This window comes from Zobellella sp. An-6 (genome assembly GCF_052487945.1).
In genome coordinates this window covers 2003205-2022677 of the sequence record NZ_CP199259.1, presented here as the reverse complement: position 1 = coordinate 2022677, position 19473 = coordinate 2003205, and the positions used below count along the sequence as shown (strand labels likewise).

Here is a 19473-nt window from a genome sequence, read left to right as displayed (position 1 = left end):
CTACCATGTTCGAGAAGGTCACCGCCGCCCCTGCCGATCCCATCCTGGGCCTTACCGACGCGTTCCGCCAGGATCCCCGTACCGACAAGATCAACCTGGGTGTGGGCATCTACAAAGACGAAGCCGGCCAGACCCCGGTGCTGCGCTGCGTAAAAAAAGCCGAAGCCCGCCTGGTGCAGGAGCAGACCACCAAGAACTACCTCAGCATTGAAGGCACCGAGGCCTATGGCCGCGTGGTGCAGCAGCTGCTGTTCGGCGCCGGCTCCGCCGTGACCGAAGCCGGCCGCGCCCGCACCGCCCAGGCACCGGGCGGCACCGGCGCCCTGCGCATCGCCGGCGAGTTCATCGCCCGCCAGCTCGACAGCAACACCGTGTGGATCTCCAACCCCACCTGGGCCAACCACAGAGCCGTGTTTACCGCCGCCGGCCTGGAGGTGAAGGAATACGGCTACTACAACGCCGACACCAAGGATCTGGACTTCGACGCCATGCTGGCCGACCTGGCCCAGGCCAAGGCCGGCGACGTGGTGCTGCTGCACGGCTGCTGCCACAATCCCACCGGCATCGACCCCACCGCCGAGCAATGGCAGCAACTGGCCAAGCTGTCCGCCGAGAAAGGCTGGCTGCCGCTGTTCGACTTCGCCTACCAGGGCTTCGCCAAGGGCATCGAGGAAGACGCCTACGGCCTGCGGGTGTTCGCCGAGCACAATAAAGAGCTGCTGATCGCCAGCTCCTTCTCCAAGAACTTCGGCCTGTACAACGAGCGGGTGGGCGCCTTCACCCTGGTCGCCAGCGACGCCGCCGTGGCCGACACCGCCTTCAGCCAGGTGAAAACCATCATCCGCGCCAACTACTCCAACCCGCCCTCCCACGGCGCCGCCGTGGTGGCCCTGGTGGCCGAGGATCCGGAGCTGTACCAGGACTGGCTGAACGAGCTGGCCGAAATGCGCGACCGCATCCAGGAAATGCGCACCCTGCTGGTGGAAAAACTGTCCGGCCGCGGCGTGGATCAGGACTTCAGCTTCATCGCCCGCCAGAACGGCATGTTCTCCTTCTCCGGCCTGAACAAGGAGCAGGTGGAGCGGCTGAAGAACGAGTTCGGCATCTACATCGTCGGCTCCGGCCGCATCAGCGTGGCCGGCATCACCAAGTCGAACATCGACGCCCTGTGCGACGCCATCGCCGCGGTGATCTGAGCCCTCCCCCCGACGACAAAAGCCCCGCTTCGGCGGGGCTTTTTTCTGGTTTCGGTCAGCCGTTTTCCCTGGCTTGTGCCTGGTAGTCGTGGATCCAGGCCGGCAGCGCCGCTTCGGCCATGGGCCTGCCGATAAAGTACCCCTGAGCCAGATCGCAGCCCGACTGCCGCAGATAGTCCAGGGTTTTCCTATCCTCGATGCCTTCCGCCGTGACCTGCAGGCCGAGGCTGTGTCCCAGCTCGATCACCGACTTGATCACCGCCCGGGATTCCTGGGACTGCATGGCGGTCATCACGAAGGACTTGTCTACCTTGAGTTCGGAAAAGGGCAATCGTACCAGCTGCAACATCGATGAAAAGCCGGTACCGAAGTCGTCGAGGGACAGCTGGAATCCTTTCATCCGCAACCGGGTCAGGATATCCAGGGAAGCCACCGGATCCTCCATGGCGCTGGTTTCGGTCAGCTCGAAGATCAGGCGCTCCGGCGCCAGTCCCAACGCCTCACAACGCTGCTCCAGGCGCTCGAACAGGGCCAGGTTGCCCAGAGAGCGGGCCGAAATATTGATGGACAGGGTCAGTTTCTTCAGAGAGCAAGCCGGCACCGCCGCCAGGGCTCCCTTGGCTCGATTCAGCCCGGCGAACCAGTTCAACGCCTGCTCCAGCACCTGCTCGGTCAGTTCGTCGATCAACCCACCCGACTCGGCCAGGGCGATGAAGACGTCCGGAGCGATGGCACCCAGCTCCGGGTGCTGCCAGCGGGCCAGGACTTCGAAGCCGGCCAGTTCGGTACCCCGACAGGCCACCTTGGGCTGATACACCACGCCGATGGCCCCCTGGGCCAGGGCATGGTGCAGTTCCTTCAGGGTCGGCTGGCGCGGCCCGGGGCCCGGGGCCCGGCGTAAAGACGGGGCATCAGCCAACGGCTCCTCTGCCAGGAGGGTCCTGAGCTCGGCCGGAGTAAAGGGCTTCGGCAGCACGCCGGCAATATTGAGGCCATGCTCGGCGGCGGAGCGGCCGGCGGCATCCAGCACGCGAGTGCCCACCCCACTGCTGATGATGAGGCGGGCGGAACAGCCCTTGTCAGCCAGGGCCGCCATCACCTGTACCCCATCCATCCGGGGCATCACCAGATCGAGCGCAATGGTGGTCGGCTGCCATGTCTCCACCAGTTGGAAAAATTCCTCCGGATCCGTGGTAAAGCATACCTCGGCCCCGGCGAACTCGGCGATGCGTGCTATGGTCTGCCCGGTCATGGGATCATCGTCCAGGATCAACAGCCTTGTCTTCGCCATCATGAAACCCCGCTTTTTTTATGAATTATCCATCGCCTGGCGTATTTTCACCATCAGCTCCGCGCGCCGATAGGGTTTCCCCAGCAGTTGCACCCCCTTGTCCAGGCGCCCCTGGTGGACGATGGCGTTCTCCGTATAGCCCGAGGTGAACAGCACCTTAAGCCCGGGCCTGAGTGCCTTCGCCTGGGCCGCCAGTTCCGGCCCTCCCAAGCCGCCGGGCATCACCACGTCGGTAAAGAGCAGATCGATGTCTTGCTCCTGCCGCAGCAGGATCAGGGCCTCGTCACCGTTGCTGGCGGTCAGCACCCGGTAGCCCAGGCTCCGCAGTTGATCCTCGGCATAACGGCGCACCAGGGCATCGTCCTCCACCAGCAGGATGCACTCGTCGCCGCCCCGCGGCAAGGGTACCACCCTCTTGGTCGGCTCCGCCTCAAGCGCCCCGGCCCCGGCCCTGGGCAGGTACATCCTCACCACAGTGCCGATGCCCGGCTCGGAATAGACGCTGACATGGCCGCGGGTCTGGCGGATAAAACCGAACACCATCGACAACCCCAGCCCCGAGCCCTTGCCCTTCTCTTTGGTGGTGAAGAAGGGTTCAAAAATCCGCCCCAGGTGCTCGGAAGCAATGCCGCTGCCGTTATCCGACACCGCCAGCAGCACATAGTCGCCAGGCTCCACCTCCGCATGGGTGGCGGCATAGTCCCTGTCCAGCCGGACATTGGCGGTTTCAATGGTGAGCCGGCCGCCACCCGGCATGGCATCCCGGGCATTGAGACACAAGTTGAGCAGGGCGCTTTCCAGTTGGGCCGGATCCACCAGCGCCGGCCAGAGATCCTCGGTCGGACACAGTTCCATGCTGATGTGCTGCCCCAGGGTCCGGGTCAGCAGGGTGTGCATGCCCTCGACCAGCTCGTTGACCCGGATCACCTGGGGCTCCAGCGCCTGGCGACGGGCGAAAGCCAGTAACCGCTGAGTCAGATCCGCCCCTCGCTGGGCGGCCACCACCATCATCTGCGCCAGTTCGGCCAGCGCCGGCTCCCGCGCCAGCTGCTCCTGCAGCAGTTCGCCGTTACCCAGGATCACCGTCAGCAGGTTGTTGAAGTCGTGGGCGACACCGCCGGTCAGCTGGCCCACGGCCTCCATCCGCTGGGCATGGTGCAGTTGCTCCTCCAGGGCGCGTTGGGCCGCTTCCTGGCGATGACGCTCCAGGGCCAGGCCGACGATGTGGCTGGTACGGTCGATCAGGGCACGATCGGCTTCGCTCGGAGCTTTCGGGTGCTGGTGGTAGAGCGCAAAACTGGCCAACACCCGGCCTGAACCGTCCAGCACGGGAATAGACCAGCAGGCCCGCAGGCCGTGGGCCAGCGCCAGCGCCTTGTAGTCCGCCCACAGCGGGTCGGTGGCAATGTCCTCCACGATCACGGCTTCGCGCCGGTACATGGCGGTACCGCAGGAGCCAGCCCGTGGACCGATGGCCAGGCCGTATACCGCCCGATTGTAGGACTCGGGCAGGCTGGGCGCCGCCCCTTCCTGCAGGTGGATGCCGGCTTCGTCCAGCAGCAGCACCGAGGCCAGGGTGTTGGGCAATACCTGCTCGATACCCAGCACTATCTGGGTGAGCACCGCCCGCAGAGAGGCGCCTTCATAGATCATCTGCAATGCCCGGGCTTCGGTCAGCCTGCTCTGCTCGTTACGCTTGCGTTCGGTGCAGTCCTGCAACGTCAGCGCCAGGCCGTCGTCGGTGCGCACATAACGGCACGCCAGCCAGCACTCGCGTCGGGGGTAGAACAACTCCGCCTCCCCCTCAGGTCCCCCCTGCTCCAGCAACGCCCGGACCTGGGGAAAGACGGCCACCAGCGGCTGGCCCGGCATGGCCGGCGACCTCGTATCCAGCAGCCGTTCCGCCCGCCGGTTGGCAAAGGTGATCCTGTGCTCCCTGTCCAGCACCAGAAAAGCCTCGGTCATGCTTTCCAGAGTGTTGCGAAGCCGCCCGGCCAGCAGCTCCGACTCCTGACGGCTCCGCTGCTGGGCCCGGTAAGCGTCATGCGTCTGGCGCAGGTAATGGATGATGGCGACCGACAGCAGGCCGCTCAGGGCGATGGCCACCAGGGCCAGCAACCGGTTGGCCAGCACAAAGAGAGGAGCGAAGTCACGGGGAGCCGCCGGGGAAATGAACACGCCCGCTACCGTGAGGACCGCCGCCGCCAGGCTGACGGCGGACACCAGGCGAATGCTGCCGCTGAACAAGGCCAGCAGTATGACCGGCGGATAGAGGATGCCATGCGCAAACCCGAGTGGGGTCAGGGCGTCGGCCGCAAAGATCAGGGCGAGCGCCCCCAGCGAACTCCAGCGCCAGGCGGGGTGCCCGTTCGGCACCGGAAGCCAACTTCCCTTGTCCGACCCCCACCGCCTCATGGCCGCTGCTCCAGCGCCTGGCGCACCTTGGCTTCCAGCTCGGCGCGCCGGTAGGGCTTGGTCAATAGTTGCCACTCCGGCGCCACCCGCCCCTGGTGCAGGAGGGTGCTGGCAGCGTAGCCGGAGCTGTACAGCACCTTGATATGCGGATGCAGGCAGCGCGTCTGCTCGACCAGTTCGGGCCCGTTAATGCCGCCCGGCATCATCACATCGGTAAACAGCAGATCGATATCCTGCCTCTCCCTCAGTATCCGCAGCGCGCTGGAGCCATTTGCGGCGAGCAACACCCTATAACCCAGCCGTCGCAACTGTATCTCGGCATAGCGGCGCACCTCGGCATCGTCTTCAACCAGCAAGATGGTCTCGTCCCCACCCCGGCGTCCCGGGGCCGTCACCGGGGCTGCTGGCTGTGTTGCCACCGGAGAACGGGGCAGGTACATGCGCACCGTGGTGCCTTCTCCCGGCTCCGAATACAGGGTGATATGGCCGCCCGACTGCTTGATGAAGCCAAACACCATCGACAGCCCGAGCCCGGTGCCCCGGCCTTGCTCCTTGGTGGTGAAGAAGGGCTCGAACACCCGGTGCAGGTGCTCGGCGGCGATGCCGCTGCCGGTATCGGATACCACCAGTTGCACATAGTCGCCCGGCGCCACGTCGCCGTAGCGGCCGGCATCCTCCTCGTCCAGGCTGATGTTGGCACTTTCCAGGGTCAGCCGCCCGCCGCCGGGCATGGCATCCCGGGCATTGATGCACAGGTTGAGCAGGGCGCTTTCCAGCTGCGCCGGGTCCACCAGCGCCGGCCAGAGACCCGGCTCCTGGACTACCTCGATGGCCACATGGTGGCCAAGGGTCCGCCGCAGCAGCAACTGCATCTCATCCATCAGTTCATTGACCGCCACCACCCGCGGCACCAGGGCCTGCCGGCGGGCAAAGGCCAGCAGACGGCTGGTCAGCTCGGCACCTCGCTGGGCCGCGGAAAGCATGGACTCCGCCAGGGGGCGCAGGGGATCCGCCTCGGCCAGTTGCTCCTGCAACAGCTCGGCATTGCCGATGATCACCGTCAGCAGATTGTTGAAGTCATGGGCGATCCCCCCGGTCAACTGGCCTACCGACTCCAACCGCCGGGCCTGGTGCAACTGCTCCTCCAGCTCCCGCCGCTCGGTGATGTTGCGTTCGACCGACACCCAGTGGGTGTAGCGACCCTGCCGATCGGTCAGCGGCACTATGCTCAGTTCGAGCCAGAGCTTGTCGCCACCCTTGGTGTAGTTGAGCATCTCCGCCTGCACCGGCTGCCAGTGCTCCAGGGCCCGGCGGATACGCCGGCGCTCCTCGACGCTGGTTTCCGGGCCCTGCAGAATGCGCGGCGTCCGCCCGATCACCTCTTCCCGCCGATAGCCGGTGTGCCGCTCGAAGGCCGCATTGACAAACACGATACGCGGTCCGGGCTCGTCCAGGAGCCCGGCCTCGGTGATCATGACGATGTCGTTCAGCTGCGAGACCGCCGCCTCCAGCAGCTCGAGGCGCTGCTGTTGCCGGCTGCGGCTCTGCTCCAGCCGGAACAGGCCCAGGCAGATACCGCCCAGCAACAGCAGCGCCAGCACCACCCCGCCGTCGAAATACAGATCCAGTTGCCCCGACAGTTCGCCGAGCTGCCGTCGCAGCTCGCCGTCAAGCTGCTGCGCACTGCTGTTGAGGCGGTACATGGCCAATCGCAGCGACAGACTCTGGGCAGCAGAAAATGGCTCTTGCCGCAGGGGCTGCAACTGCTGTTGCAAGGCGTCGAGATCGCGGCGAAAAGCACTCGCATCGGCAGTGGGGTCGAGCCGCGCCAGGGTCCGCTGGTATCCGGTCATGGCCTGCTGCAGCAGTACCAGCCCCCGTTCCCGCTGCCAGGGCGAGTCGGCGGTGGTGCTCAGGGTCAGGTGCAGCAGCCCCTGGGACAGATCATCGCCGGCCCGGCCCAGTTCCTGCACCAGCACCGCAGCCTGGCCGAGCCGGCTCTTGTGGTGATAGTGCAGCCCGGCGACGAGCAGACAGACCAGCACGGCGGCGGCCATGCTCAGCCAGATCCAGTTGCGGGCCCCCAGGCCGGTCGTGGCGAGCATATTTTTTTCCATCAGTCGGCAGTCTCCTTGCCCGCGGCCAGATCGACCTGGGTGAATCCGTAGGGTGCGATAGCTGCCAGGTGGGCCGATGAGCCTATCACCTGCCGCTGGGCCCGCTCCCAGGCTTGTTGCAGGCTCAGGTCCCGGGGACGGAAGGCAAAGGCGGTCAGGTTCACCGTTTCGCCGGCGCCCGGCAGCAGCATTGCCTCGAAGGTGGCCGGTGCGGCCGCCGCCATGAGCCGGGTCGCGGGCCAGGACAGGGCCAGGGCGTCAACCTCCCGGCTGGCCACCGCCACTTGGCCGCTCAGGGCATCGGGAACCACCACCAGGCCGGGCCTAAACTCGGGCCGAAGCCATGCCCATTGGTGCTCCACCGCGCCTTCCACCACCGCCAGCGACACCGGCATTGCCGTCAGCAGCCGCTCGCGCAAGGACTCCTGCTCGCCCCGCCGCAGCAGCACGCCGGAGCGGATGGCCAGCACCGGGGACGAAAACCGCACCTGGGAGCCGCGCTCCTCGGTGATAAAGAGGCCGGCCGCTATCAGATCAAAACGCCCTTCCTGCAGGTCGGCAATCAAGTGGGAAAAGGGGACCAGTACCCATTCCAGCCGTTCCACGCCCATGGCGGCGGCGATCAGGCGGGCGGTGGCCGGCGACTCGCCAATCACCTCCCCGGAGCCGGACAAGTAGGCATAGGGCGCCTCCACCGCATAGCCGATGCGCAACACCCCGCTCTCCCGGATCCGCTGCAGCGAGCCGTCGTCGCGCCCGTGCCACCAGCCCAGCAGCACCGCCAGCACCAACGCCACGGCCACCAGGAGCCGTCCCCTTCCTCCGTTTCGCCCTGTTCCGCCCGGTGTTGACGCCATTCGTTTCTCCATGGTCATCCCCATCCCGACCCATTCAGCCCCGCAGGCGCACTATGCAGCCCTTGCCCCCGGCCTTGGCGCCATACATGGCGTTGTCGGCCCGGGTCAGCAGGGCATCGGCGCCGTCACCGTCCTCCGGGTAGAGGGCGAGGCCGATGGAGGCCGACACCTGCAGGGCATGCCCGTTCCATTCCAGGGTCGTGGATACCAGCCGCAACAGCGACTCTGCAACATGGCGGGCGGTGTCCTCGTCGGCCACCCCCTCCAGCAGGACCACGAACTCGTCACCACCGGTGCGGGCACAGCAGTCGGTGGCCCGCAAATTGGTTTTCAGCCGATGGCCGAGGGCCGCCAGAAAGGCATCGCCCGCGTCATGGCCATGGGTGTCGTTGAGCGCCTTGAAGCCGTCCAGATCGATGAACAACAGGGCGAAGGGGTGCTGCTCCCGGCGGCCCCGGTGAATGCTGCGCAGCAGCTGCTCGTTCAGCAGGCTGCGGTTGGCCAGGCCGGTCAGGGGATCGTGCAGGGCCAGGTAACGGATCCGCTCCTGCTGCAGGTGGCGCTCCAGGATCAGCGCGGTCAGGTGGGCGATACGCTGGATCACCATCTGCTCGTGGGCCGACGGATGGGTGCGCTGGCGGGGAAACACCGCAAAAAGACTCTGCGGCGCATGGGAGCTGTCGTGAATGGGCATCAGCCAGCAACCGGCCATGTCATGATCTTGCGCCAGCGCCAGCCAGGGCCGCCAGCGGGGCGCCGAACCTTCGGCCACGAATACCTGCAGCTGGCCGCTCTGCAGCCCCGGCAGCAGTATGCTCAGCAGGCTCCCGCTCTGCAACTCGCCCAGGCGGCGGCAAAAGTCTTCCGCCAGGCCGGGACCGTTGCTGACCTGCAGGCGGTCCTCCTCCGTCCACTGCAGCACCGCCACCCGGCACTGCTCCAGCTGTCGCTCCAGCGCCAGGCAGATATGGTTCAGGGTTTTATCCGGCTGCTCGCCGGCGGTGGCCATCTCCAGGATCTCCCGCTCCAGACGCAGCAGGGCGTCGGCGCGCTCCCGTTCGGTGATGTCCTGGCCGGTATAGATCAGGTAGCGGGGCGGCTGGCCCGGCTCGCCGACGCTTTTCACCGTCCAGCGGATATGCATCTGCTCCCCGGCCGCGCTCTGCATCCGGCAGACGAAGGGACGGGGCTCCTCGTACTGCCAGGGGCCGTCGACCAGGTTGTTGAAAAGATCGATGCTGAACAGCACCTTCAGGGGCTGTCCCCGTACCTCCTCTTCGCTGAATCCGGTCTGCTGCTCGCAGCTGCGGTTGATGCTGAGGATGCGCCCGTAGGTATCGGTGACCACCACCAGGGCGCTGATGGTCTTGAGTACGGTGTCGATGAACTGCTTTTCCTCCGACAGCCGCTGATGCACCCGCCGCAGCACCTGCTCCTTGTCGCGCAGGTGCCGCTCACGCCGCACCGCATTGGTGATGTCGTGCAGCTGAACCAGGGTCAGCCCCTCCGTTTCCGCCAGGGGCCGCAGCAACATGGAGTGGAACAGCGGGCTGCCCACCCCGGCGGCCGTCTGGCGGCGCAAGGGCAGCAGTTGCGGATGCAGCTGGTGGGAAAGCAGCCGCGACAGGCGGAGTTCGCAGGCGTCGCGTACCGCATCGAGCAACACCGTCGGCAGCTCGCCGAACAGCTGTTCCAGGCGGCGACCGATGGCCTCGCCGGCACCGATGCCGCTGTGCTGCTCCAGCCAATGGTTCCAGAAGCGGACCCGTCGCTGCCGGTCGAGGAGGATTACGCCGCTCTCGATATGATCCAGGGTGCTCATCGCCAACCGGGTCGAGTGCAGTTTCGCCGCATCCTGCTCCGACATCATTACTCGAGTCCGGCCAGGTAGTGGCGCAGCGCCTCAATGAAGGTGTCCGCCGAGTGCAGGTCGATCAGGAAGGCCAGGTATCCCTGCAACGCGCTCTCTCGCAGGCTGAAGTCGATCTGCACCAGCATGATCATCGAGCCCTCGCCATCCTGCGCGGGCGACAGCCGGCCGAGCAGATGGGGAGTATCCACATTGAACGCCTGGGGCAGGTCGGTCTGAATCTGCTGGTTGAGCATATTGGCCAGGGTGGCCAGGCAGTTGTTGAGCAGGATGTTGCCGAGCTCGGCCAGGGTTTCCTGCTCCAGCTCAGAAATTTCGTCGGCGGACAGATCCGCCCCCAGCATGGCCCGGACCAGCTCCAGGCTGCGATCTTCGGGAAACAGTAAGGCGGCGCGGCCGCTCATGAAGCCCCGGAATCCCTGCATCACCCCGGCCAGCAGACCGGGCATGGAACGGCAGAAGATATCCCTGGCCTCGGCCGGGGACAGGAATTGCAACTGGGGCACCGACAGCAACACCTCGTCCTGTACCAGCTGCGACAAGGCGCTGGCCGCGCGGCCGACACCGATGTTCATCAGCTCGACGATGACGTCGTGTTCATCGGCGCTCAGGGTCAATGTCATCAGGCTACCTCGAGGAAGCGGGCCAGATCATCCAGACTGGCGGGCTTGGCGACGAAGGTCATGTCCAGCTCCCGGGCCCGCTTCACCAAGGCATCCTGAATGTTGGCGGTGACCAGGGCCAGCTTCATCCGGGGATGGCTCTGGCGAAAGAGGCCGGCCAGCTCGATGCCATCGCGCCCCGGCATATTGAAGTCGATCAGCGCCGCATCGGCCTGCCGCTGCTGCATCAGCGCCTGGGCTTCGTCCGCGGAGGCGGCTTCCAGGATCTCCAGGGTCAGCGGCAGGCTTTGCAGCTGACGCACCAGGCTGAGACGGGCTACTCTGCTGTCGTCTACCAGCAGCAGGGTCATGGCTTTGGCTTGGGTCATCGATGGGTTCCAAAAAAACGGCTTAAATTGCAACAAGCTCACCATTATAGAGAAAATATGGCCGTTTGAAATGGATATAAACGAATCTTTGGCGGGATGAAAAGTCCGCTCACCGGCGGGAGGAAGGGACTCAAGAGAAAACACACTATTCAGGCCGGCAGCAACACCACCTGCTTCTTGCCCGCCTGCTTGGCCTGATACATGGCGGCATCGGCCCGCTGGATCAGGCCCTGCTCGTCCAGCTCTCCCGGCCGCGACAGGATCAGTCCTATGCTCAGGCTGACCGGCAGGAGCCGCTCCTCCCACTGGATGGGCTGGCACAAGACCTCCAGCAGCTTCTGTGCCACCCGCTGGGCGGTGGTCAGATCCACCTTGGGCAGCACCACCACGAACTCGTCGCCTCCCAGGCGGGCGATGGTATCGGTCTTGCGCAGGGTCTCGCTCATCCGCTCCGCCAGGCAGGTCAGCACCTTGTCGCCTGCATGGTGGCCGTGGCTGTCGTTCACCCGCTTGAAATCGTCGAGATCGATGAACAGCAGCGCCAGCTGGTGCCGGTGTTCGGCGGCGTCGTACAAGGCCTGGGCCAGCTGCTCCACCAGCAGGGTGCGGTTGACCAGGCCGGTCAGGGCATCATACTCGGCCCGTTCACGCAGGGCCTTCCACTGATCCTGCCGCTCCATGGCAAAGCCCGCCACCCGCGCCAGCCCCTCCAAAAACACGAACTCGGAAGAGCCGGGCCGCGTGGGCTGCCGCGGCAGTATCCACAGATCGCCCAGGATCCGCAGCCGGTCCTCGCTCAGCACCGGAAAGCGCCAGCAGGCGCCCCCGGCCAGCTCCGTCGCAAAGGGGGCCTGCTCACCGTCGTAAAAAACCGGCCGGGTGCCCGCGAGCGACGGCACCCCGAGCCCGGCCAGCTCCGGCTGGGACAGGTATTCGATATCCAGGCTGTCGGCGGTGAGGTGGCTGATCAGCACCCGGGCCCCCGGCCGGTGATAGAGGATGGCATTGCCGATGGAAGCCAGTATCTCGGACAGGGAGTTCTCCAGGGTCACCTCACGCAGGGTACGGGCCTGGGTATCCCGCAGGGTCTCTTCGAGCCGTTCCTGGGTCTTGTCGGTGATCACGCAGAACAGGTAAGGCTGTTCATCCAGCCACAGCCGCTCGGCATTGACCCCGGCGATGCGCAGCGCCCCCTGTTTGTCCAGCAACGGCCAGTCGCCGTTGACCCTCACGCCCTGGGCCAGGCAACTGGTGATCATCCGGGCCACCCCCGCCCTGGCGGCGGGCAGGGTCAGGGCCAGGGGATCCGTGCCCTTGAGCGCCTCGGCGCCCTGCTCCAGGATGCTGGCGACTTTTTCGTTGAGCTCGACGATGGTGCCGCCCTGGTCCAGCAGGGCGAAGCCGATGCCGGACGCCCGCTTGATGGCCTCCAGCAACTGGGACTGACGGTTACGCGCCCGCTCCGACTCCCGCAGGCGACGGATGACCAGACGACTGCGCAACCGCTCGCACACCAGCTCGGCCAGAGTGGCCAGCTGCAGCAGCTGCAGCTCGCTCAACCCCTCGGGCCGGGGCTGCGGATCGGCCACGCAGAGGGTACCGACGGCGCTGGTGCCGGCGTGCACGATCAGGGGAACGCCGGCATAGAAGCGGAAGCCCGGTTGCTCGAGCAGGGGGTTCTGGGCAAAACGCGGATCCCGGCAGGCGTCCGGCACCACCATGGGCTGGCGCTGCAATATGGTATGGCCGCAGAAGCTGAGCTCCCGCGGGGTCTGCCTGACGTCCAGCCCCTGGCTGGACTTGAACCACTGCCGCGCCTCGTCCACCAGGGTGACCAGGGCGATGCGGCAGCCGCTGATCTCCGCCGCCAGCCGGGTCAGGGCGTCGAAGCCTTCCTCCGGCCCGGTATCCAAGATGGCGAGATCCTTCAGCAGCTGCAGCCGCCTGACTTCATCGTCGGGTTGTCGGGGAAGCTGCAACCTGATCACTCCACAAGGTAATAAAGGGCACGGGCGCCAACCCGGATTAAAATGGCTCACTTGGCACCAACTGCGTGGTGCGACGAGGGTGGCGTATCGCCGCTATTTTCACCATTTGTTAACGTCCGTCAAGTCGACAGCTCGGCTTTCAAACAAAAAGGATGGAATCACTCGGTAACCACCGGAACTCAAGATAATATCCTCGGCAGGTGTCTCCTTTTTTCCCCGGCTCGCTGCCGTCTCGATGGCGGCGGTATCCCCGTCCCCGGCTGAGCCGGTGGCCATCCGCCGCGCTGCCGGGCCGGCGCATCGGTTCTGCTTTATCAAACAGGTAAAATTGTCGTAATATCAACCACTCGCAGTCGGTATTCCGGAGGTTCAACCTTACCTTGCCCGAACATAGCTCCACGCCGTTATCCGTGGCGGCGGCCGGCTCCCGCCAGCACCGGCGCCATTCCGTGTCCCGCCGGCGCCTGCGCGCCTGCCACGAGTGTGATCTGCTGGTGTCGCTGCCGCCCCTGAAGGCGGGGGAAAAGGCCGAGTGCCCGCGCTGCGGCCACACCCTGGTGCGCCGCCATGCCAACCCGGCCGAGCGCAGCCTGGCGCTCAGCCTGGCCACCCTGTTCACCCTGGGGCTGTCGATCGCCTTTCCCTTCGTCGGCTTCGACCTCAGCGGCATCGGCAACCGGATAGAGCTGACCAGCACCGCCTCCACCCTGATCGGCCTGCACCAGCCGCTGGTGGCCCTGTGCGTCCTGCTCACCGTCATCGTGCTGCCGGCGGTGTACCTGTGCTGCGTGGCCTGGCTGTGCCTGGGCATACTGCTGCGCCGGCCGCTGCCGCGGAGCCGGCAGATAGCCCGCACCCTGCGCCACGTCACCCCCTGGATGATGGCCGACGTCTTCGTGATCGGCACCCTGGTGAGCCTGATCAAGGTGATGGGCATGGCCCAGATCGAGCTGGGGCTGTCGTTCTGGACCTTCTGCGCCTACGCCCTGCTGCTGCTGTTCACCACCCAGTCCATCGACAGCGACTGGCTGTGGTTTTCCCTCGACCGGGAGCCGATGGCGCCGGAAGGCAGCCGCACCGGCCTCACCGCCGCCGAGCAGGGACTGGTGGGCTGCCATACCTGCGGCCTGGTCAACCGCCTGCCGCAGGCCGGCAAGGGCCGCTGCCTGCGCTGCGACGAGCCGCTGCACCCCTACCGGGGGGTGCGCAACCAGGCCACCCTGGCGCTGCTGGCCGCCTCGCTCATCATGTACCTGCCGGCCAACCTCTATCCCATCATGATCACCACCTCGCTCGGCAGCAGCCTGCCGTCCACCATCATGGGCGGGGTACTGTTGTTTATTCAGCACGGCGACTGGCCCATCGCCTTCATCATCTTCACCGCCAGCGTGCTGGTGCCGGTGAGCAAGATGCTGGCGCTGCTGTGGCTCTGTTACGTGGTCAGCCGCCGCCCGGATGCCCTCGACCGCCTGACCCGGATCCGCCTCTACCGGGTGACCGAGTTCGTCGGCCGCTGGTCGATGGTGGACGTCTTCGTGGTGGCCATACTGGTGGCGCTGATCCGCAGCGGCTCCCTGATGTCCATCGAGCCCGGTCCCGCCGCCCTGGCCTTCGCCGCCGTGGTGGTGCTGACCATGCTGGCCGCCATGGTGTTCGACCCCAGAGCCATCTGGGCCGGCACCGCGATCGAACCGTACTCCGGCCGGCCAAACGCCGGCCATGCCAACGCTTCCAAGGAATCCAACCATGCCTGACAGCCAGCGTGCCGAACGCCGGACCCAAAGATCCCTCTCGCCCATCTGGATAGTGCCCCTGGTGGCCGTGCTGATCGGCGCCTGGATGATCTACGACAACCTCAGCAAGCTGGGGCCTTCCATCACCCTGATCATGGACAATGCCGAAGGCATCGAAGCGGGCAAGACCCTGATCAAGACCCGCAACGTGGAAGTGGGCCGGGTGGAGCGGGTGAGCCTGTCGGACGATCTGGCCCATGCGGAAATTACTGCCCGCATGAGTCCCGAGGCCGAAGCCATGCTCAACAACGAGACCCGCTTCTGGGTGGTCAAGCCGCGCATCGGCCGGGAGGGCATCAGCGGCCTGGGCACCGTGCTCTCGGGGGCCTATATCCAGCTGCTGCCGGGCAACGGCGACAAATCCCAGCGCAGCTTCACCGTGCTGGAGCAGCCGCCGGTGGCCTCGCCCGACGCCCCTGGCCTGCGCATCAACCTGGTGAGCCAGGTGGGCAATGCCATCAGCACCGGCGATCCCGTCAGCTACCAGGGCTACACCGTGGGCCGGGTGGAAGACAGCCATTTCGATCCCGAGGAGCGGGAAATGCACCACCAGCTCTACATCCAGTCGCCCTACGAGGTGCTGGTGACCAGCACCACCCGGTTCTGGAGCACCTCGGGGGTGGATGTGCGCCTGGACTCCCAGGGTTTCAGGGTCAATGTGGCATCGCTCGAATCCCTGGTGGGCGGCGGCGTCAGCTTCGGGGTGCCGGAGAACGCCTCCATGGGCCGTCCCGCCAAGCCGGGCGCCAGCTATGTGCTCTTCCCCGACGAAGACAGCGCCTCCGAAGGCAGCTACGACCAGTACCTGGAATACGTGCTGCTGGTCGACGACACCGTGCGGGGCCTGAGCCCCGGCGCCCCGGTGGAATACCGCGGCGTGCGCATCGGCACCGTGGTCAGCGTGCCCTGGCACTTCAGCGCGCCCCAGCCCGACTCCCTCAGCCGCTTCGCCATTCCGGTGCTGATCCGCATCGAGCCCCGGCGCTTCGACGAGGAGCAGCAGGAGATCGACACCGAGCAGTGGTACCAACGCCTGGAGCGGATGTTCCACAACGGCCTGCGTGCCTCGCTCAAGGCCGGCAACCTGCTGACCGGCGCCCTGTTCGTGGATCTCAACTTCCATAAGGACGTGGTGCCCTTCCAGCGCATGACCTTCGTGGAGCGGCCGGTGTTCCCCACCACCTCCGGCAGCTTCGCCCAGATCGAGCAGAAGGTGTCCAACCTGCTGGACAAGCTGAACAACCTGGAAGTGGAGCCGCTCCTCGGCACCCTCAACGACACCCTGGCGGCCACCCGCCAGACCATGGAGAAGGTGAACGGCATCGCCGCCTCGGTGGATGCGCTGCTGGCCGATCCGGCCACCGGCCAGTTGCCGGAAAACGCCAACGCCACCCTGCGCCAGCTGCGCGACACCCTGCAGGGCTTTGCCCCCGACTCCCAGGGTTACGACGAGTTGACCCAGACCCTCTCCCGGCTGGAGAAGCTGATGCGCGAGCTGCAGCCGGTGGTGCGCACCCTGAACGATCAGCCCAACGCCCTGATCTTTGACAAGGAACTGACCGAAGACCCACAACCGAGGGCCCCGAGATGAGAATGAGCACCCCAGCCCTGCCAGCCCTGCTGCTGGCCGCCCTGCTCGGCCTGGCCGGCTGCGCCGGCAGCCAGCCCGACAGCGCCAGCTACCTGCTGCCGAGTTCGGTGCCGGAGCGCCACTACGAGCGCCGCCTGGCCATCCAGGTAGCGCCGGTACGGCTGGCCGGCCACCTGGACAGCGAGGGCATCGTCATGCAGTTGAACGACATCGAGGTGTACCAGGCGCGCCGGCACCTCTGGGCCGAGGACATCGCCGGCCAGTTGCAGCGGGGACTGCAGCAGCGGCTCGGCCACGCCCTGCCCCAAGCCCAGGTGGTGAGCCGCGGCCAGCCGCTGCTGGACGGCGTCCCGGTACGCGATCTGCGGGTACAGGTAAGCCGTTTCCAGGGTCGCTACGACGGCGTTGCCCTGGCCGAGGGCCAGTGGCAACTGCTGGATGGCAACGGCCGCCTGCTGGCCCAGGCCGCCTTCAGCGCCGAGCAGCCCCTGGCCGACGACGGTTACTCCGCCCTGGTGCGCGCCCTGGGCGCCGCCTGGGAGCAGGTGGCCGATCAATTGGCGACGGAGCTGGCCGACGCGCCCTGAGCCGCCGAGCTGGCCGACGCGCCCTGAGCCGCCGAGCCGGCCCGGACCCGCTCCGGGCCGGCTCGGCGGGTGCCGAGTCCATTCCTCGCATTCAAACCCGAATCAAGATGCCGGATCACGCGATACAACACAGCCTGAAATGGAAACTCTGGTGCATGGCCCTGGTGGCGGCCCTGTGCACCGCCATACTGGCGGGTACCACCCTCTACCATTCCGTCGACGACTTCCTCCAGGCCCGCCAGAGCGCCCGGGACATCCGCCTGTTCGCCACCGTCTTCGAGGCCGCCAACCTGATCTCCGCCGAGCGCGGGCCGGCCAACGCCCTGATGAGCGCCGACGCGGCGCAGCGGCCCCGGGCCCGGGCATGGCTCGCGCAGCTGCGCCGGCAGACGGACGACCGACTGCACCGGCTGGAGCGGGACGCCTTTCCTCCCGAGCTGCTGGCGGCGGTGCACGACCGGCTCGATGCCGGGCGCCGGGCGGTGGACGGGGTGGCGGCCCAGGCCGCCGGCACCCGCCGCCATGAGGATCTCCAGGCCGCCATCGAGGCCATGTTCGCGGCCTGGGACAGCTACTTCCGGCTGATCCAGTGGCAGGCCACCGGGCTGATGCGCCGGGACAAGGAGCTGACCGCCCCCCTGTTCAAGGCCATGATGCTGGGCAACCTGCGCGAGTACGCCGGCCGCCTCGGCTCCTACCTGATCGCCCCCCTGGCGGCGAATGAGCCCATTCCGCTGCGTAATCGCATCCAGGGCCAGATCACCCGCGGCCGCCTGCTCGAACTCTGGGCGCTGCTCCGGCCGAGCGCCGAGGCCCTGCCACTCGATGCCGAGTTCCGCCAATTGCGCAGGCAGGCGGAAGCGCGCTACTTCGGCGACGGGCTCGGCCTGATCGACCGCCTGCTGGCGGAGGCGCCCGCCTCCGGAGGCTACTCGTTCGACGCCGTGGTCTTCACCGACCGCTACGTGGCCACCATGAAACCGCTGGAGGCACTGCGCGAGCGGCTGCTGGCGCTGACGGTACGGGAGTACGAGCAGCGGGAGCACAGGGCGCTGCAGGCCCTGGCCGCGCTGGGACTGACCACCCTGCTCTCGCTCTGCCTGCTGGCGGGCCTGGTGCTGGCGGTACAGCGCCGGCTGTTCGGCCCCCTGCTGCGGGCGGCCGACGCCGTGGTGACCCTGGCCGACGGCGCGCCCGCCGTGCCCCGTCCGCGGCCCGGCGAAGCCGGCGAGGTCAGGCGGCTGTTCAATGCCATGGAAATGGTCTCGGAGCGGCTGAGGGAACGGGGTCGGCTCACCCGGGAGCTGGAGCAACTGGCCCTGACCGACGGCCTGACCGGCCTGCTCAACCGCCGTGCCCTCGACGAGCTGGGCGAGCGGGCGGCGGCCAGCCCCCGGCGCCAGGACTGCCCCCACCTGATCCTGCTCGACATCGATCACTTCAAGTCGATCAACGACGGCCACGGCCATCCGGCCGGCGATCAGGTACTGCGCGAGCTGGCCGAGCTGATGCGTGCCCAGCTGCGCCAGGACGATCACCTGGGCCGCTACGGCGGCGAGGAGTTCGCGGTGTTGATCGAGGGCTACCGCCTGAGCGAGGCGGCCCTGCTGGCCCGCCGCCTGCGCCGGGCCATCCGCCACCACAGGGTCCGGCTGGGGGAAGCGCACATCCTCAGGATCAGCGCCAGCATAGGGGTGGCCGGCGGCCCGGGCCTGGGCTGGGAGCAGATAGTGCGCCGCGCCGATGAAGCCCTGTACCGGGCCAAGGCCGAGGGCCGCGATCGGGTGCGGATCGCGCGCGGCCCCCTGCCCTAGCCGCCGCGCAGCGCGGAGGGCGCCAGCCCCCGGCTCTGGCGGAAGCGGTTGGCCAGGTGGCTGGCGGAGCTGAAGCCGCAGGCCAGGGCGACCTCGGTGAGCGGCAAGGCGCTGTGGCGCAGCAACTGCTCGGCCCGCAGCAGGCGCCGGGTCAGCACGTACTGGTGCGGCGGCAGCCCCTCGGACTGGCGGAACATGCGGGCGAAGTGGTATTCGCTGAGGCAGGCCACCCCGGCCAGCACCCGCAGCGGCAGGGGCTGGTCCAGGTGGGCCTCGATATAGTCCTTTACCCGCCGCAGCTGGACCGGCGCCAGGCCGCCCCTGACCGCCGGCGCCTGCCAGCGGTACTGGGTATAGCCCTTGAGCAGATGGGTGAGCAGCAGGGTGACGGCGCTGCTGAGCGCCAGCCGCTCGCTGTTGTCCCGCCAGTCGCAGGCCAGCAGGAACTGGCGATAGAGCGCCTTGACGCTGTCGTCCTGGGCGAAGGTACGCTCTTCCAGCAACAGGCCGGCGGGGGATTTGTCCCACACCTGCTCGGCCAGGGTGCGCAGATGGGCATCGGTAAAGTAGAGGTGTACGAATTCCAGCGGCCCGCGGATATCCCAGGTGGACTCGTGCAGACCCGGCATCAGGCAGAAGCGATCCGGCGCCCCGCCGTTGCGCCAGCCGCCGCCGGTTTTGCGGTAGGACTCGTAGCCGTCGGCCACGTAGAGGCTGAGGGTGTGGTGCTCGGCCCGCTCCAGCTCGATGAAGTCGTCGTCGTTGTGCCAGTGCGCCAGGGCGATGCCGTCGTCGAGGTCGACGGTGTCCTTGAGTTGGGCCTTGTGCTGGCTCAGGCAGTGATGAACGTGATAGCGGGGCGGCATGGGTTTCCTCTCGGGCGATGCTGTTCGATGGTACAGCGGCGACGCGGCCGGGCCAAGCCGGCGGCGGTCCGGCCCGGCAAAAAAGCGCAAGAATCTG

Annotated in this window: 14 protein-coding genes; 5 read left to right on the top strand and 9 right to left on the bottom strand. The window is 67.0% G+C overall.

From position 1 onward, the window contains the following. The first annotated feature begins 5 nt into the window (after positions 1–5). Positions 6–1196 carry an amino acid aminotransferase gene (locus ACT7DK_RS09355; RefSeq protein ID WP_445398491.1) on the top strand — a complete coding sequence of 397 codons (1191 nt, stop codon included), beginning with the start codon at positions 6–8 and terminating at the stop codon, positions 1194–1196. Between the two features lie 55 nt (positions 1197–1251). On the opposite strand, the gene ACT7DK_RS09350 is transcribed toward ACT7DK_RS09355, so the two are convergent. From ACT7DK_RS09350 to ACT7DK_RS09315, 8 genes are all read right to left on the bottom strand, one after another. Further along, a complete protein-coding gene (locus ACT7DK_RS09350; RefSeq protein WP_445398489.1) occupies positions 1252–2490 on the bottom strand; it encodes an EAL domain-containing response regulator in 1239 nt (412 codons plus the stop codon). A 15-nt stretch (positions 2491–2505) separates the two neighbouring features. Next, on the bottom strand, positions 2506–4863 hold the full coding sequence (locus ACT7DK_RS09345) for an ATP-binding protein (RefSeq protein WP_445398487.1): 2358 nt from the start codon (positions 4861–4863) through the stop codon (positions 2506–2508). A gap of 35 nt (positions 4864–4898) precedes the next feature. After that, positions 4899–7019, bottom strand: a complete 2121-nt coding sequence (locus ACT7DK_RS09340; protein WP_445398485.1) for an ATP-binding protein — start codon at positions 7017–7019, stop codon at positions 4899–4901. After that, positions 7019–7822, bottom strand: a complete 804-nt coding sequence (locus ACT7DK_RS09335) for a transporter substrate-binding domain-containing protein (protein ID WP_445398483.1) — start codon at positions 7820–7822, stop codon at positions 7019–7021. Before ACT7DK_RS09335 ends, ACT7DK_RS09340 begins: the two co-directional genes overlap by 1 nt. 88 nt (positions 7823–7910) lie before the next feature. After that, a complete protein-coding gene (locus ACT7DK_RS09330; RefSeq protein ID WP_445398481.1) occupies positions 7911–9746 on the bottom strand; it encodes a diguanylate cyclase domain-containing protein in 1836 nt (611 codons plus the stop codon). Then, positions 9746–10369 (bottom strand): chemotaxis protein CheC, encoded by a 624-nt coding sequence (locus tag ACT7DK_RS09325; RefSeq protein ID WP_445398479.1) that lies wholly within the window; start codon positions 10367–10369, stop codon positions 9746–9748. Before ACT7DK_RS09325 ends, ACT7DK_RS09330 begins: the two co-directional genes overlap by 1 nt. Further along, the gene (locus ACT7DK_RS09320; protein WP_445398477.1) at positions 10369–10737 is read right to left on the bottom strand and encodes a response regulator transcription factor; all 369 of its coding nucleotides are present in this window, start codon (positions 10735–10737) and stop codon (positions 10369–10371) included. Before ACT7DK_RS09320 ends, ACT7DK_RS09325 begins: the two co-directional genes overlap by 1 nt. A 149-nt stretch (positions 10738–10886) precedes the next feature. Then, complete coding sequence (locus tag ACT7DK_RS09315) at positions 10887–12716, bottom strand: diguanylate cyclase domain-containing protein (protein WP_445398475.1); 1830 nt, start codon at positions 12714–12716, stop codon at positions 10887–10889. Between the two features lie 389 nt (positions 12717–13105). On the opposite strand from ACT7DK_RS09315, the gene ACT7DK_RS09310 reads away from it, so the two are divergent. The 4 genes from ACT7DK_RS09310 (at position 13106) to ACT7DK_RS09295 (ending at position 18510) form a co-directional block, all read left to right on the top strand. Beyond that, a complete protein-coding gene (locus ACT7DK_RS09310) occupies positions 13106–14479 on the top strand; it encodes a PqiA/YebS family transporter subunit (protein ID WP_445398473.1) in 1374 nt (457 codons plus the stop codon). Beyond that, a complete protein-coding gene (gene pqiB / locus ACT7DK_RS09305; RefSeq protein WP_445398471.1) occupies positions 14472–16109 on the top strand; it encodes an intermembrane transport protein PqiB in 1638 nt (545 codons plus the stop codon). Before ACT7DK_RS09310 ends, pqiB begins: the two co-directional genes overlap by 8 nt. Positions 16110–16111: 2 nt before the next feature. After that, positions 16112–16696 (top strand): PqiC family protein, encoded by a 585-nt coding sequence (locus ACT7DK_RS09300; protein ID WP_445398469.1) that lies wholly within the window; start codon positions 16112–16114, stop codon positions 16694–16696. A gap of 107 nt (positions 16697–16803) precedes the next feature. After that, entirely contained in the window at positions 16804–18510 is a 1707-nt protein-coding gene (locus tag ACT7DK_RS09295; RefSeq protein WP_445398467.1) for a diguanylate cyclase, read from the top strand. Here ACT7DK_RS09295 and ACT7DK_RS09290 read toward each other — a convergent pair. Then, a complete protein-coding gene (locus tag ACT7DK_RS09290) occupies positions 18507–19376 on the bottom strand; it encodes a helix-turn-helix domain-containing protein (protein ID WP_445398465.1) in 870 nt (289 codons plus the stop codon). The genes ACT7DK_RS09295 and ACT7DK_RS09290 overlap by 4 nt on opposite strands. Positions 19377–19473 lie beyond the last annotated feature (97 nt).